15 protein-coding genes, 1 pseudogene and 2 other annotated features are annotated in these 14,776 nt (G+C 38.3%); all 16 genes and pseudogenes read left to right on the top strand.

Annotated elements, in window-relative coordinates; all coding sequences use genetic code 11:
- Positions 1-83: 83 nt before the first annotated feature.
- The 16 genes and pseudogenes from gltX (at position 84) to rpoB (ending at position 14,742) form a co-directional block, all read left to right on the top strand.
- The gene (gltX, locus tag BCER98_RS00550) at positions 84-1,541 is read left to right on the top strand and encodes a glutamate--tRNA ligase (RefSeq protein ID WP_011983226.1); all 1,458 of its coding nucleotides are present in this window, start codon (positions 84-86) and stop codon (positions 1,539-1,541) included.
- 47 nt (positions 1,542-1,588) lie between these two features.
- Positions 1,589-1,834 (top strand) — a binding site (T-box leader).
- A 212-nt stretch (positions 1,835-2,046) separates the two neighbouring features.
- Positions 2,047-2,712, top strand: coding sequence for a serine O-acetyltransferase (gene cysE, locus BCER98_RS00555; RefSeq protein WP_011983227.1), 666 nt, complete (start codon positions 2,047-2,049; stop codon positions 2,710-2,712).
- Positions 2,693-4,090: a cysteine--tRNA ligase gene (gene cysS, locus BCER98_RS00560; RefSeq protein ID WP_011983228.1), complete on the top strand. Its 1,398-nt coding sequence runs from the start codon at positions 2,693-2,695 to the stop codon at positions 4,088-4,090. Before cysE ends, cysS begins: the two co-directional genes overlap by 20 nt.
- Positions 4,091-4,092: 2 nt before the next feature.
- The gene (locus BCER98_RS00565) at positions 4,093-4,500 is read left to right on the top strand and encodes a Mini-ribonuclease 3 (protein ID WP_011983229.1); all 408 of its coding nucleotides are present in this window, start codon (positions 4,093-4,095) and stop codon (positions 4,498-4,500) included.
- On the top strand, positions 4,497-5,240 hold the full coding sequence (rlmB, locus tag BCER98_RS00570) for a 23S rRNA (guanosine(2251)-2'-O)-methyltransferase RlmB (RefSeq protein ID WP_011983230.1): 744 nt from the start codon (positions 4,497-4,499) through the stop codon (positions 5,238-5,240). Before BCER98_RS00565 ends, rlmB begins: the two co-directional genes overlap by 4 nt.
- A 3-nt stretch (positions 5,241-5,243) precedes the next feature.
- Positions 5,244-5,756, top strand: a complete 513-nt coding sequence (locus tag BCER98_RS00575; protein ID WP_011983231.1) for an NYN domain-containing protein — start codon at positions 5,244-5,246, stop codon at positions 5,754-5,756.
- Between the two features lie 67 nt (positions 5,757-5,823).
- The gene (locus tag BCER98_RS00580; protein WP_011983232.1) at positions 5,824-6,486 is read left to right on the top strand and encodes an RNA polymerase sporulation sigma factor SigH; all 663 of its coding nucleotides are present in this window, start codon (positions 5,824-5,826) and stop codon (positions 6,484-6,486) included.
- A gap of 115 nt (positions 6,487-6,601) precedes the next feature.
- Positions 6,602-6,748: a 50S ribosomal protein L33 gene (gene rpmG / locus BCER98_RS20490; protein WP_081428336.1), complete on the top strand. Its 147-nt coding sequence runs from the start codon at positions 6,602-6,604 to the stop codon at positions 6,746-6,748.
- Positions 6,749-6,780: 32 nt separating this feature from the next.
- Complete coding sequence (gene secE, locus BCER98_RS00585; protein WP_011983233.1) at positions 6,781-6,960, top strand: preprotein translocase subunit SecE; 180 nt, start codon at positions 6,781-6,783, stop codon at positions 6,958-6,960.
- Positions 6,961-7,080: 120 nt separating this feature from the next.
- On the top strand, positions 7,081-7,614 hold the full coding sequence (nusG, locus tag BCER98_RS00590) for a transcription termination/antitermination protein NusG (RefSeq protein ID WP_011983234.1): 534 nt from the start codon (positions 7,081-7,083) through the stop codon (positions 7,612-7,614).
- 169 nt (positions 7,615-7,783) lie between these two features.
- Entirely contained in the window at positions 7,784-8,209 is a 426-nt protein-coding gene (rplK, locus tag BCER98_RS00595; RefSeq protein WP_001085872.1) for a 50S ribosomal protein L11, read from the top strand.
- Between the two features lie 182 nt (positions 8,210-8,391).
- A complete protein-coding gene (rplA, locus tag BCER98_RS00600) occupies positions 8,392-9,084 on the top strand; it encodes a 50S ribosomal protein L1 (RefSeq protein WP_011983235.1) in 693 nt (230 codons plus the stop codon).
- Between the two features lie 49 nt (positions 9,085-9,133).
- Positions 9,134-9,277 (top strand) — a sequence feature (ribosomal protein L10 leader region).
- Between the two features lie 39 nt (positions 9,278-9,316).
- Entirely contained in the window at positions 9,317-9,817 is a 501-nt protein-coding gene (gene rplJ, locus BCER98_RS00605) for a 50S ribosomal protein L10 (protein ID WP_011983236.1), read from the top strand.
- A 67-nt stretch (positions 9,818-9,884) separates the two neighbouring features.
- Positions 9,885-10,244 (top strand): 50S ribosomal protein L7/L12, encoded by a 360-nt coding sequence (gene rplL, locus BCER98_RS00610; protein ID WP_011983237.1) that lies wholly within the window; start codon positions 9,885-9,887, stop codon positions 10,242-10,244.
- Positions 10,245-10,319: 75 nt separating this feature from the next.
- Positions 10,320-10,919 carry a class I SAM-dependent methyltransferase gene (locus tag BCER98_RS00615; RefSeq protein ID WP_011983238.1) on the top strand — a complete coding sequence of 200 codons (600 nt, stop codon included), beginning with the start codon at positions 10,320-10,322 and terminating at the stop codon, positions 10,917-10,919.
- 290 nt (positions 10,920-11,209) lie between these two features.
- A pseudogene (gene rpoB / locus BCER98_RS00620) lies at positions 11,210-14,742 on the top strand (DNA-directed RNA polymerase subunit beta).
- The last annotated feature ends 34 nt before the right edge of the window (positions 14,743-14,776 follow it).

The raw sequence follows: 14,776 nt of genomic DNA on the forward strand, positions 1-14,776 counted from the left end.
TTTGTTTGCAAGATGGATAATCAGATTTTTTTGGTGTACAATTATAGAATGTGTTGACATTAAGAATGGAAGGTGTACCAATTATGGAAAAGCAAGTGAGAGTGCGCTATGCGCCAAGTCCAACAGGACACTTACATATCGGAAATGCGCGTACGGCATTATTTAATTATTTATTTGCTCGTCATCAAGATGGTAAGTTTATTATTCGCATTGAAGATACTGATGTGAAACGTAACGTTGCTGGCGGTGAAGAAAGCCAATTAAAATACTTGAAATGGCTCGGTATGGACTGGGATGAAGGTGTTGACGTTGGTGGTAAATATGGACCATATCGTCAAACAGAGCGTTTAGATATTTATAAAGAGTTATATGAAGATTTACTAGAGCGTGGTTTAGCTTATAAATGCTATATGACTGAGGAAGAATTAGAAGCAGAACGTGAAGGGCAAATCGCTCGTGGTGAGACACCTCGTTACGCAGGTAATCACCGCAATTTAACAGAGGAACAAATTGCGCAATTTGAGGCGGAAGGCCGTGTTCCAAGTATTCGCTTCCGTGTACCAGATAACCGTGAGTACAAATTTAATGATATTGTAAAAGGTGATGTGACATTCCATTCTAACGACTTCGGTGACTTTGTTATCGTGAAAAAAGATGGTATTCCAACATATAACTTTGCGGTAGCGGTAGATGATCATTTAATGGAAATTACACATGTTCTTCGTGGAGATGATCATATTTCGAATACGCCAAAACAAATGATGATTTATGAAGCATTTGGCTGGGATACTCCTCAGTTTGGTCATATGACACTCATCGTAAATGAAAGTCGTAAAAAATTAAGTAAACGAGATGAATCTATTATTCAATTTATTGAACAATATGAAGCACTTGGATATCTTCCAGAAGCAATTTTTAACTTCATTGCATTACTAGGTTGGTCACCAGTAGGAGAAGAGGAAATCTTCTCAAAAGATGAGTTTATTAAGATGTTTGATGCAGCTCGTTTATCAAAATCACCTGCGTTATTCGATTCCCAAAAATTAAAATGGATGAATAACCAATATATGAAAAAACAAGATTTAGATACTGTTGTTGCATTAAGCTTACCGCATTTAGTGAAAGCTGGTCGTGTAAGTGAAGATTTAAGTGAGCAAGAAGCAGCTTGGGTTCGGGACGTAATTGCTTTATATCATGAACAAATGAGCTATGGGGCTGAAATTGTGGAGCTTTCTGAAATGTTCTTCAAAGATCATGTAGACTTTGAAGAAGAAGGAAAAGAAGTATTAAAAGGAGAACAAGTACCTGAAGTGCTTCGTGCGTTTGCAGTAGAATTAGAGGCTCTAGAGGAAGTAGAACCAGCTACAATTAAGAAAGCAATTAAAGCTGTTCAAAAGGAAACAGGACATAAGGGTAAAAACTTATTTATGCCAATTCGTGTTGCAACAACTGGGCAAACACATGGTCCAGAGCTTCCAAATGCGATTGCGCTTCTTGGAAAAGAGAAAGTCTTAAAACGTATTCAAAAAGTAATTGGTTAACATTTAACGAATTTCGAAATATAATAAGAATACTCAAAAGTGAATAAGGAAAAGCGACGAGAAGGAGAAGTAGAAAAACAGGCTTTTTACAGAGAGAACCATCTTTGGCTGGAAGTGGTTTATAAGCGGTTTTTTGAAATGCACCTTTGAGTCTTCTGCCCAACAACGAATGATTTCGGAAAACGCCCGAAAGACGAAAAGTAAGCAGAAGCGGTATCAGCCGTTATTAAGAATGAGTTTGAGGCTTTTTTGGCCTAAACAGAGTGGAACCGCGCTAAAAAGGCGTCTCTGTCAATATGACAGAGACGCCTTTTTTATTCCATCATTTATGGCTTAAGAGGCTTACCTTACTTTAAAAACGAAGGAACGGTAGCTGTTCCTAAGACACTGAGTAGTAAAGGGCTGGGTTGTATATATTTCCAATTTATACGTTTGAGTAAAGAGGGGCTAAAGGAGAAAAAATCATTCATTAAAAAAAGTAACCTGTAAAGGGGAGGGGACATTGATGTTTAAGAGGCTTCGAGAAGATATTGAAGTCGTTTTTGAACAGGATCCAGCGGCAAGAAGTTATTTCGAAGTCATTTTAACTTATTCTGGATTGCATGCAGTTTGGGCACATCGAATTGCACATGCTTTTTATAAAAAAAAGTTTTTCTTTATTGCACGCCTCATTTCACAAGTTAGTCGTTTTTTTACTGGTATTGAAATTCACCCAGGAGCAACAATTGGTCGCCGTTTTTTTATTGATCATGGTATGGGTGTAGTAATTGGGGAAACATGTGAAATTGGAGATAATGTAACGATTTATCAAGGTGTTACACTTGGGGGTACTGGAAAGGAAAAAGGAAAAAGGCATCCAACTATCAAGGACAATGTACTCATTTCAACAGGGGCAAAAGTACTTGGATCTATTACGATTGGGGAAAACTCTAAAATTGGAGCAGGGTCTGTCGTATTAAAAGAAGTTCCTGCACATTCTACAGTTGTAGGTATACCGGGACGCGTCGTTATTCAAAATGGAGTGAAGATTGGGCAGGAGCTAAATCATTCAGACTTACCAGATCCAATTTTTGATAAATTAAAAGTAATGGAAGCAGAGATAGAAGCATTAAAGAAGCAGCTTGCATTGAAAGTAGAAAGGAAGGATAACAATGACTATTCACATTTATAATACATTAACACGTCAGAAGGAAGAATTTATTCCTTTAGAAGAAAAGAAAGTAAAGATGTATGTATGCGGACCTACAGTATACAACTATATTCATATTGGGAACGCAAGACCGCCTATGGTATTTGATACAGTGCGTCGTTACTTAGAACATAAAGGATATGATGTCCAATATGTTTCCAACTTTACTGATGTCGATGATAAATTAATTAAGGCTGCAAATGAACTTGGAGAAGATGTCCCAACAATTGCAGAGCGTTTTATCGAAGCGTACTTCGAGGATGTAACGGCACTTGGTTGCAAACATGCAACGGTTCATCCACGAGTAACAGAAAATATGGATATCATTATTGAGTTTATTCAAGAGCTTGTGAATAAAGGGTATGCATATGAATCTGAGGGCGATGTATATTACAGAACAAAAGAGTTTGAAGGATACGGTAAGTTATCGCATCAAGCAATTGAAGATTTACGTCATGGCGCACGTATTGAAGTGGGGGAAAAGAAACAAGACCCACTCGATTTTGCTTTATGGAAGGCAGCGAAAGAAGGAGAAATCTTCTGGGAAAGCCCTTGGGGAAAAGGACGCCCGGGTTGGCATATTGAATGCTCTGCAATGGCAAGAAAATATTTAGGAGATTCAATTGATATTCATGCTGGTGGGCAAGATTTATCATTCCCGCATCATGAAAATGAAATTGCGCAATCAGAAGCTTTAACTGGAAAACCATTTGCACGCTACTGGATGCATAATGGTTATATTAATATTAACAATGAGAAAATGTCTAAATCATTAGGGAATTTTATTCTTGTTCACGATATTATTAAGCAATATGATCCGCAATTAATTCGATTCTTTATGCTATCTGTACATTATCGTCATCCAATTAACTTTAGTGAAGAGCTATTACAAAGTACAAATAATGGATTAGAAAGAATTAAAACGACTTATCGAAACTTAAAGCATCGTATAGAAAGCAGTACGGATTTAACAGATCATAATGAGAAATGGTTAGCTGAAATGAAGGAATTCCAATCTGCATTTGAGGCGGCAATGGATGATGACTTTAATACAGCAAATGCAATAACAGAGTTGTATAACTTAGCAAACCATGCAAATCAATATTTATTAGAAGAGCATACGTCAAAAGTTGTTATTGAAGCGTATATCAACCAACTTGAAATGTTGTTTCGTATTTTAGGATTAGTGTTTACGAAAGAAGAATTACTTGATAAAGAAATTGAAGCGCTCATTCAAAAGCGTATTGAAGCTCGTAAAAATCGTGATTTTGCATTAGCTGATAAAATCCGTGATGACTTAAAAGAACGCAATATTATTTTAGAAGATACCGCTCAAGGTACAAGATGGAAAAGAGGATAAGTATGATTGATGCAAAGCAATTAAACAGTTTGGCGTTAGCCTACATGGGTGATGCGGTGTATGAACAATATATCCGCCATCACCTCCTTCAAAAAGGAACAGTTCGTCCCAACCAGCTACATCGATTAGGGACGAGCTTTGTTTCTGCAAAAGCGCAAGCGAAAGTAGTTTATCATTTATTAGAAACGAATTTTTTAACTGAGGAAGAAGAAGCAGTATTAAGAAGAGGGCGTAATGCAAATTCAGGTACTGTTCCGAAAAATACAGACGTACAAACATATCGTCATAGCACAGCTTTTGAAGCGGTGATTGGTTATCATTATTTACTACACAATCGTGAAAGATTAGAGGAAATTGTAAATAAGGCGATTCATGTGTTAGAAGGAACGGAAGGAGGCAAATTGTCATGAGTAGCGAATACATTATTGGACGTAATCCCGTTATTGAAGCATTGCGATCGGGACGAGATATTAATAAGATTTGGGTGGCAGAAGGTGCTGCTAAAGGACAAATTCAAATTGTCGTAGCATTAGCAAAAGAGAATAAAATTCTTCTGCAATATGCCCCAAAGAAAAAATTAGACCAACTTGTTGAAGGAAATCATCAAGGAGTAATTGCTCAAGTAGCAGCATATCAATATGCGGAATTAGAAGATTTATTCAAAGTTGCTGCTAAACGTAATGAAGAGCCATTCTTTTTAATTTTAGATGAGATTGAAGATCCACATAATCTGGGGTCTATTATGCGTACCGCAGATGCAACTGGAGCGCACGGTATTATTATTCCAAAGCGACGATCTGTTGGACTGACAGCTTCAGTTGCAAAGGCCTCTACAGGAGCGATTGAGTATATTCCTGTTGTGCGAGTGACAAATTTATCTCGTACAATCGATGAGCTAAAGGAACGCGGTCTATGGATCGCTGGTACAGATGCTAAAGGGAAGACTGATTATCGTAATCTAGATGGTAATATGCCGATTGGATTAGTAATTGGTAGTGAAGGAAAAGGCATGAGCCGTATCATTGGACAAAAGTGTGATTTCCTAGTTCATTTACCCATGGTCGGTAAAGTTACATCCTTAAATGCTTCAGTAGCTGCAAGTCTGTTAATGTATGAGGTATATCGTAAACGCCACCAGATTGGTAAGTAACAAATGAATGATATTTTAATCGTTGATGGCTACAACATCATAGGGGCTTGGAAAGACTTGAAGAAATTGAGGGATGTAGATTTACAAGCATCGAGGGACGCATTAATTGATAAAATGGCAGATTATCAAGGGTACACTGGAACAAAAGTAATGATTGTGTTTGATGCTTATACAGTTCAAGGTATTGAGAAAAAGATGAAGCAATCGCGTGTTGAGGTTATTTTTACTAGAAAAAATCAAACTGCTGATGAAAAGATCGAACAGTTGGCAAGCGAACTTCGTAATATTAATACACAAATCTATGTTGCAACTTCTGATTATACGGAGCAATGGGTTATCTTTGGACAGGGGGCGCTTAGAAAGTCAGCGCGTGAACTGGAGTTAGAAGTGCAGGCGATGGAACAACAGGTGCGTCATGAAACGAAAGCGACCAAAGAGAAACAACCAGCTATGCGAACAATATTTAGCAAGGATGTTACAGAAAAATTAGAAAAATTAAGGCGAGGAGAGCGTTGAGACATTGACGCTCTTTAAACGCTTACTGTATAATATTTCTAAATAAATAGCGGTCGGAGGGATCAGAGTGGAAACAGGCTTCGTAAGTACTAGCAACGTTACGTTTCGCGATTTAGAGGATGAGGCAATCGTTGAGTTAGTTCGAAAAGGTAATATTGATGCTCTTGAATATTTAATACACAAGTATAAAAACTTTGTTCGCGCAAAATCGAGATCTTATTTTTTAGTAGGTGCCGATCGAGAGGATATCGTTCAAGAAGGTATGATTGGGCTTTTTAAAGCGATTCGTGATTATAAAGAGGACAAGCTATCTTCTTTTAAAGCATTTGCTGAATTATGTATTACTCGTCAAATTATTACTGCTATTAAGACTGCAACAAGACAAAAACATATTCCTTTAAATTCGTATGTTTCTTTGGATAAACCGATTTACGATGAGGAATCTGACCGTACGCTATTAGATGTTATTTCAGAAGCAAAAGTAACAGATCCTGAAGAAATGATTATTAGTCAGGAAGAATATAGTGACATAGAATTAAAAATATCTGAATTATTAAGCGATTTGGAGAGGAAAGTACTTTCTTTATACTTAGACGGCCGTTCATATCAAGAAATATCTGAGCAACTAAATAGACATGTGAAATCTATTGATAATGCTCTTCAACGTGTAAAACGGAAATTAGAAAGATATATGGAAATGAGAGAGAATACAACTTTAAATTCGAAATGATGTAAAGGTACTTTCTTTCCTTTTTTTGTATCTAAGTAAAAGGCATGTCATTGACATTGCCTTTTATTGTATGATACATTTTTAGGGACATAATGTTACAAGGTTGGTATAACAAATGAGAAAAAAAGTGGTGCTCTCATGTGAAGAGTGTAAAAATCGTAACTACTCTACAATGAAAGATATGAGCTCTGTAGAGCGACTTGAAATAAAGAAATTTTGTAAAACATGCAATAAGCATACAGTTCATAAGGAAACAAAATAAATAATCGAAATAATGCACTGGAGGTCCCGTAAATGCGTTTAACGAACTTTTTCGGTGATGTAAGTCGCGAGATGAAAAAAGTAAGTTGGCCTAAAAAAGATGAATTACTCCGTTCGACAGCTACTGTTATTGCAACAGTTATCTTTTTTGCGATTTTTTTCGCAGTGGTTGATATGGGCATTTCTTCTTTAATTCGGTTAATTCTTGAATAAGAAGCACTTATCCATGATATAATGTTATTTATAAGAACTGTGTAAAAGCCCGATGAACGGGTTTTTTCATTTGTGCAAAAAAATGTACGTCAGGGAGGGAAGGACGCTTGTCCTAAATGAATGGAAAAAAGCTGGTATGTTGTCCATACTTATTCTGGTTATGAAAATAAAGTAAAAGCAAACCTTGAGAAACGTGTAGAATCAATGGGGATGCAAGATAAAATTTTCCGTGTTGTTGTTCCGGAAGAAGTAGAAGTAGAAATGAAAAACGGAAAAGAAAAGTTAACAAAAAGAAAAGTGTTCCCAGGTTATGTGTTAGTTGAATTAATTATGACTGATGATTCTTGGTATGTTGTTCGTAACACACCAGGTGTAACTGGGTTTGTTGGATCTTCTGGTTCAGGTTCGAAACCATCTCCTCTATTAGAAGAGGAAGTTGTTACCATTATGAAACATATGGGAATGGATAATGAAGTTGTTGATTTCGACTTTGAACTTCATGAAACGGTACGCGTAAACGAAGGACCGTTCGCGGATTATACAGGTGCAATTGAAGAAATCGATATGGAAAAACAAAAAGTACGAGTGTTGGTAGACATGTTTGGTCGTGAAACACCAGTTGAGCTTGATTTCCATCAAATTGAAAAATTATAAAATGAAACTTGAAATGAATTGTAAAAAGTGATAATATCTTTTAAGTCAGTACGTCTTCGGTAACGGAGGCGTTTTTTGAAAAGATTTTATCGTTATCGATAAAATGATGAAGTGGGAGGGCAAATCATTGTCCAATTGACCACATCACGGACTTAAGGAGGTGTGTCTCGTGGCTAAAAAGGTAATTAAAATGGTAAAACTTCAAATTCCTGCAGGTAAAGCTAACCCAGCTCCACCAGTTGGTCCAGCATTAGGACAAGCGGGTGTTAACATCATGGGCTTCTGTAAAGAGTTCAACGCTCGTACAGCAGATCAAGCTGGTCTTATCATTCCTGTTGAAATTACGGTATTCGAAGACCGTTCATTCACTTTCATTACTAAAACTCCTCCTGCTGCTGTTCTTCTTAAGAAAGTAGCTGGTATCGAGTCTGGTTCTGGTGAACCAAACCGTAATAAAGTGGCAACTGTTAAGCGTGATAAAGTACGCGAAATCGCTGAAACTAAAATGCCTGACCTAAACGCTGCTAGCGTAGAAGCTGCAATGCGTATGGTTGAAGGTACTGCACGCAGTATGGGCATCGTTATCGAAGACTAATTCGATTTGTTTTTTGTAAAAAAGGTTGCGGGTCTGGAAGTCCAATTCGCAACCTTTATTATCGTAAATGAGTATCGTTTTTAAATAAATGGATGGGCGCACATCCTCAAGAAAAATCTTGGAATAAGGGCGTAAACGTGGGAGGTTATTCCGCTAAAACCACATTCAAGGAGGAAATAAACATGGCTAAAAGAGGTAAAAAGTACGTAGAAGCTGCGAAGCTTGTTGAACGTGCAACTGCTTATTCTGCAACAGAAGCAGTAGAATTAGTAAAGAAAACAAACACAGCTAAATTTGATGCAACTGTAGAAGCTGCATTTCGTTTAGGTGTTGACCCTAAGAAAGCTGACCAACAAATTCGTGGTGCAGTTGTTCTTCCACACGGTACTGGTAAAGTACAACGTGTATTAGTATTCGCTAAAGGTGAAAAAGCAAAAGAAGCTGAAGCTGCTGGAGCTGACTTCGTAGGCGATGCTGATTACATCAACAAAATCCAACAAGGTTGGTTCGACTTTGATGTAGTAGTAGCAACTCCTGACATGATGGGTGAAGTTGGTAAACTTGGTCGTGTATTAGGACCTAAAGGTTTAATGCCAAACCCTAAAACTGGAACAGTTACTTTCGATGTAACAAAAGCTGTTAACGAAATCAAAGCTGGTAAAGTTGAATACCGCGTTGATAAAGCTGGTAACATCCATGTTCCAATTGGTAAAGTATCTTTCGAAGATGCAAAATTAGTAGAAAACTTCAAAACAATTGCTGACACGTTATTAAAAGCGAAACCAGCTGCTGCAAAAGGTACTTACATGAAGAACGTAACAGTTACTTCTACAATGGGACCTGGTGTACGCGTAGATGTTTCTACACTTGTATAAAAATTGGAAGTTGACTTCATAAAGAAGATTTAATATAATCATTTATGTTGTGAATTTAAATAGTGTACCGTAGACAGTAGGTGCCAAATTGGCTTAATTTCCTACCTAGGTGTTAATATACGAAACGGAATTTTTTTCTGTGACTATATGCCTCCATGTCTACAAGTTAGCATGGAGGTTTTTAGTGCACTTTCGGTACATCTTCTATATAATCTACAGGAGGTGTAATAATATGAGCAAAGCAATCGAAATGAAACAACAAGTTGTAACTGAAATCGCTGATAAACTTCGCGAAAGTAAATCTACAATCGTTGTTGACTACCGTGGTTTAACAGTATCTGAAGCAACTGAATTACGTAAGAACTTACGTGAGGCTGGCGTTGAGTTCAAAGTTTACAAAAACTCTTTAACTCGTCGTGCTGCAGAATCTGTTGAAATGGCTGAGTTAAATGAATTCTTAACAGGACCAAACGCAATCGCGTTCAGTAACGAGGATGTAGTTGCTCCTGCGAAAGTATTAAACGACTTCGCTAAAGATCATGAAGCTTTAGAAATTAAAGCGGGCGTAATCGAAGGTAAACTAGTAACACTTGATGAGGTTAAAGCAATCGCTACTCTTCCATCTCGTGAAGGCTTACTTTCTATGCTTCTTAGCGTTCTTCAAGCTCCAATCCGTAACCTTGCACTTGCTACTAAAGCAGTTGCAGAACAAAAGGAAGAGCAAGGCGCTTAATTTTTTAAAAGATAATTACGTGTTATCGATAAAACAATACAAACCTATTTAAGGGAGGATATTTACAATGACTAAAGAACAAATCATTGAAGCAGTTAAATCTATGACTGTATTAGAACTTAACGACTTAGTAAAAGCTATCGAGGAAGAATTCGGCGTAACTGCTGCTGCTCCTGTAGCTGTTGTTGGTGGCGCTGGTGAAGCTGCTGCTGAGAAAACTGAATTTGATGTTGAACTAGCTAACGCTGGTGCACAAAAAATCAAAGTTATCAAAGTTGTTCGTGAAATCACTGGTCTTGGCTTAAAAGAAGCTAAAGAATTAGTTGACAACACTCCAAAAGTAATCAAAGAAGGCGCTTCTAAAGAAGAAGCTGAAGAAATCAAAGCTAAACTTGAAGAAGTTGGCGCTGCTGTAGAAGTTAAGTAATTAACTTTTGAAGCTTTAAAAAAGCTCGCTCTCATGCGAGCTTTTTTTTTAACTGTAAAGAAAAGAGGTGACCAAATGGCAGACCATTATTTTTCTAATGACCCTTCGAGTAAAAGTGATCGTAAGCGGTGGGAATTTACACTAAGAGGATCGCAATTTGTTTTTTTATCTGACCGTGGGGTATTTTCGAAAAACGAGGTGGACTTTGGATCTCGTCTTTTAATTGAAGCATTTCAAATGCCGGATATCGACGGGGATATATTAGATGTTGGATGTGGGTACGGACCGATTGGTTTGTCGTTAGCAAAAGAGTTTCGAGGGCGCCGCGTTCACATGGTAGATGTAAATGAAAGGGCGCTTGAGCTTGCGAAAGAAAATGCTGCTAACAATAACGTGGAGAATATTCGAATTTTCCAAAGCAATGTCTATGAAAAGGTAGATGGCCAATATGCCGCGATTCTATCCAATCCTCCAATTCGTGCTGGTAAGCATATCGTGCATGAAATTTTAGGAAAAGCTTTCGATCATCTAGTGCCAGGAGGAGAACTTTGGATTGTGATTCAAAAGAAACAAGGTGCACCATCCGCGCTCAAAAAACTAGAAGAAACGTTTGCTGAAGTTGAGATTGTTGAAAAGAAAAAAGGATATTATATCATAAAATCAAAAAAACGTTGACGGTTTTTTGGGGCTATGTTAACATTATACAATGCCAATATATGATTTTCTACGTTGAGAAAAATGTATATTTTTGTTTCTCTTGGAAAAGATAGTAAAATCAGTAAATCATGAAATAGAGTGATGGTTTTCTTATAGAAGCCATTTTTCTTTTTTGAACAGATGGAAAGACTCAACGTATCTATCTTTGAGAGAAAAAGCTACGCTACTAGCGTTAGCTATATTTATTTGTGATTTTGCACAAATTTTTTTGTGCATTTATAATACTCATGATTTGAGGGGTGAAGCAGTTGACAGGTCAACTAGTTCAATACGGACGCCACCGCCAACGAAGAAGTTATGCCCGTATTAGTGAAGTATTAGAGTTACCAAATCTTATCGAAATTCAAACCTCTTCTTATCAGTGGTTTCTTGATGAGGGTTTGCGAGAAATGTTCCAAGACATTTCTCCGATCGAAGACTTTACGGGAAATCTATCGCTTGAATTTATCGACTACAGCTTAGGTGAGCCTAAATACTCTGTAGAAGAATGTAAAGAGCGTGATGTGACGTATGCAGCACCACTTCGTGTGAAAGTTCGTCTAATCAACAAAGAAACTGGTGAAGTAAAAGAGCAAGATGTGTTCATGGGAGATTTCCCACTCATGACAGAGACAGGAACATTCGTAATTAACGGTGCAGAACGTGTTATCGTTTCCCAGTTAGTTCGCTCTCCAAGCGTATACTATAGTGGCAAAGTGGATAAAAACGGAAAACGTGGTTTTACTGCTACTGTAATTCCAAACCGCGGAGCTTGGTTAGAGTATGAAACAGATGCTAAGGATGTTGTATATGTACGTATTGACCGTACCCGTAAGCTTCCTGTAACTGTTTTGTTACGCGCATTAGGGTTTGGCTCTGATCAAGAAATCACCGAGCTTTTAGGTGATAATGAATACTTAAGCAATACGTTAGAAAAAGATAACACAGATAGCACTGAAAAAGCGTTGCTTGAAATTTATGAGCGTTTACGCCCAGGTGAACCACCAACAGTGGAAAACGCGAAAAGCTTGCTTGTTTCTCGCTTCTTTGATCCAAAGCGCTACGATTTAGCAAATGTAGGTCGCTATAAGATCAACAAAAAATTACACATTAAAAACAGACTGTTTAACCAACGCTTAGCTGAAACATTAGTAGATCCAGAAACCGGAGAGATTTTAGCGGCAGAGGGAACAGTTTTAGATCGCCGTACACTTGATCGCATTTTACCTAACTTAGAGAAGAACATTGGATTCAAAACAGCGAAGCCGATGGGCGGAGTGGTAGAAGGCGATGTTGAGCTGCAATCTATTAAGATTTATGCTCCAGATTCAGAAGGCGAACGCGTTATTAATGTAATTGGGAATGCAAATATTACTCGTGATGTGAAACACATTACACCAGGTGATATTCTTGCTTCTATTAGCTACTTCTTTAACTTACTATATAAAGTAGGGGATACAGACGATATCGACCATTTAGGTAACCGTCGTCTACGTTCTGTAGGAGAGTTATTACAAAACCAATTCCGTATCGGTCTTTCTCGTATGGAACGTGTTGTTCGTGAGAGAATGTCGATTCAAGATACAAATGCAATTACACCGCAAGCGTTAATTAACATTCGTCCGGTTATTGCATCTATTAAAGAGTTCTTCGGAAGCTCTCAGTTATCTCAGTTCATGGATCAAACAAACCCATTGGCAGAGTTAACACATAAACGAAGATTATCTGCATTAGGACCTGGTGGTTTAACGCGTGAGCGCGCAGGCTTTGAAGTGCGTGATGTTCACTATTCTCACTACGGTCGTATGTGTCCGATTGAAACGCCAGAGGGACCAAACATCGGTTTGATTAACTCATTATCTTCATTTGCGAAAGTAAATGAGTTTGGTTTCATTGAAACACCATATCGTCGTGTTGATCCAGAAACTGGTCGTGTAACAGAGCATGTTGATTACTTAACAGCCGATGAAGAAGATAACTATGTTGTAGCCCAAGCGAATATGAAATTATCTCCAGAAGGTGAATTCCTTGATGATGATATCGTAGCTCGTTTCCGCGGTGAAAACATTGTTACAAATAAAGAGCGCATCGACTACATGGATGTATCTCCAAAACAAGTAGTGTCTGCAGCGACAGCTTGTATTCCGTTCTTAGAAAATGACGACTCTAACCGTGCACTTATGGGTGCCAACATGCAACGTCAGGCGGTTCCGTTAATGAATCCGGAATCTCCGATTGTAGGTACAGGTATGGAGTATGTGTCAGCGAAAGACTCGGGTGCTGCAGTAATCTGTAAACATCCTGGTATTGTTGAACGCGTTGAAGCACGTGAAGTTTGGGTGCGTCGTTATGTAGAAATTGACGGTCAAAAAGTAAAAGGCGACTTAGATCGCTATAAGATGTTGAATTCATCCGTTCTAACCAAGGAACTTGCTACAACCAACGTCCAATCGTAAGTGTTGGCGATGAAGTTGTAAAAGGTGAAATCCTTGCGGATGGTCCTTCTATGGAAAAAGGTGAGCTTGCACTTGGACGTAACGTGCTTGTTGGCTTTATGACATGGGATGGTTATAACTACGAGGATGCGATCATTATGAGTGAGCGCCTTGTAAAAGATGATGTGTATACTTCTATTCATATTGAAGAGTATGAATCAGAAGCTCGTGATACAAAATTAGGACCAGAAGAAATTACGCGTGATATCCCGAACGTTGGGGAAGATGCACTTCGTAACCTTGACGAGCGCGGTATTATTCGCATCGGTGCGGAAGTAAAAGACGGAGATCTACTTGTTGGTAAAGTAACACCAAAAGGTGTAACAGAATTAACAGCAGAAGAACGTTTATTACACGCAATCTTCGGTGAGAAAGCGCGTGAAGTACGTGATACATCACTACGTGTACCACACGGTGGTGGCGGTATTATCCTGGATGTAAAAGTGTTTAACCGTGAAGACGGTGACGAATTACCACCAGGTGTAAATCAATTGGTTCGTGTATATATCGTTCAAAAACGTAAAATTTCTGAAGGTGACAAAATGGCCGGTCGTCATGGTAACAAAGGGGTTATCTCCCGTATTTTACCGGAAGAAGATATGCCATTCTTACCAGACGGTACACCAATCGATATCATGCTTAACCCATTAGGGGTACCATCTCGTATGAATATCGGTCAGGTGTTAGAGCTTCACCTTGGTATGGCAGCTAGATATCTAGGTATTCATGTTGCAACACCAGTATTCGATGGTGCTCGTGAGGAAGATGTATGGGGTACAATTGAAGAAGCTGGTATGGCGAATGATGCGAAGACAATCCTGTACGACGGACGTACTGGTGAGCCATTCGATAACCGTGTATCTGTTGGTGTCATGTACATGATTAAACTTGCACACATGGTTGACGATAAACTTCACGCTCGTTCTACTGGACCATACTCACTTGTAACGCAACAACCTCTTGGAGGTAAAGCACAGTTCGGTGGACAACGTTTCGGTGAGATGGAGGTTTGGGCACTTGAAGCTTACGGTGCTGCTTATACTCTTCAAGAAATCTTAACTGTGAAGTCTGATGATGTTGTCGGTCGCGTTAAGACATACGAAGCGATTGTGAAAGGTGAAAATGTTCCAGAACCAGGCGTTCCAGAATCATTCAAAGTATTGATTAAAGAACTGCAAAGTTTAGGTATGGACGTTAAAATGATGTCTAGCGACGATACGGAAATTGAAATGCGTGATACAGAAGATGATGATGATCATCAATCCGCAGATAAATTAAATATCGAAGTTGAGGCAACTAAGGAATAATTGGGATAACCTGTAGACTAAAAGGGAGGTAGGC

It is taken from the genome of Bacillus cytotoxicus NVH 391-98 (assembly GCF_000017425.1).
GTDB classification, from domain to species: domain Bacteria; phylum Bacillota; class Bacilli; order Bacillales; family Bacillaceae_G; genus Bacillus_A; species Bacillus_A cytotoxicus.

Bases quoted from the DNA above. Each gene is read 5' to 3' on its own strand.
- BCER98_RS00615 (WP_011983238.1), top strand. From the start codon at position 10,320: ATGGCAGACCATTATTTTTCTAATGACCCTTCGAGTAAAAGTGATCGT.
- rplL (WP_011983237.1), top strand. From the start codon at position 9,885: ATGACTAAAGAACAAATCATTGAAGCAGTTAAATCTATGACTGTATTA.
- BCER98_RS00565 (WP_011983229.1), top strand. From the start codon at position 4,093: ATGATTGATGCAAAGCAATTAAACAGTTTGGCGTTAGCCTACATGGGT.
- BCER98_RS00575 (WP_011983231.1), top strand. From the start codon at position 5,244: ATGAATGATATTTTAATCGTTGATGGCTACAACATCATAGGGGCTTGG.
- cysS (WP_011983228.1), top strand. From the start codon at position 2,693: ATGACTATTCACATTTATAATACATTAACACGTCAGAAGGAAGAATTT.
- rpmG (WP_081428336.1), top strand. From the start codon at position 6,602: ATGAGAAAAAAAGTGGTGCTCTCATGTGAAGAGTGTAAAAATCGTAAC.
- rlmB (WP_011983230.1), top strand. From the start codon at position 4,497: ATGAGTAGCGAATACATTATTGGACGTAATCCCGTTATTGAAGCATTG.
- rplJ (WP_011983236.1), top strand. From the start codon at position 9,317: ATGAGCAAAGCAATCGAAATGAAACAACAAGTTGTAACTGAAATCGCT.
- secE (WP_011983233.1), top strand. From the start codon at position 6,781: ATGCGTTTAACGAACTTTTTCGGTGATGTAAGTCGCGAGATGAAAAAA.
- cysE (WP_011983227.1), top strand. From the start codon at position 2,047: ATGTTTAAGAGGCTTCGAGAAGATATTGAAGTCGTTTTTGAACAGGAT.
- nusG (WP_011983234.1), top strand. From the start codon at position 7,081: ATGGAAAAAAGCTGGTATGTTGTCCATACTTATTCTGGTTATGAAAAT.
- rplA (WP_011983235.1), top strand. From the start codon at position 8,392: ATGGCTAAAAGAGGTAAAAAGTACGTAGAAGCTGCGAAGCTTGTTGAA.
- gltX (WP_011983226.1), top strand. From the start codon at position 84: ATGGAAAAGCAAGTGAGAGTGCGCTATGCGCCAAGTCCAACAGGACAC.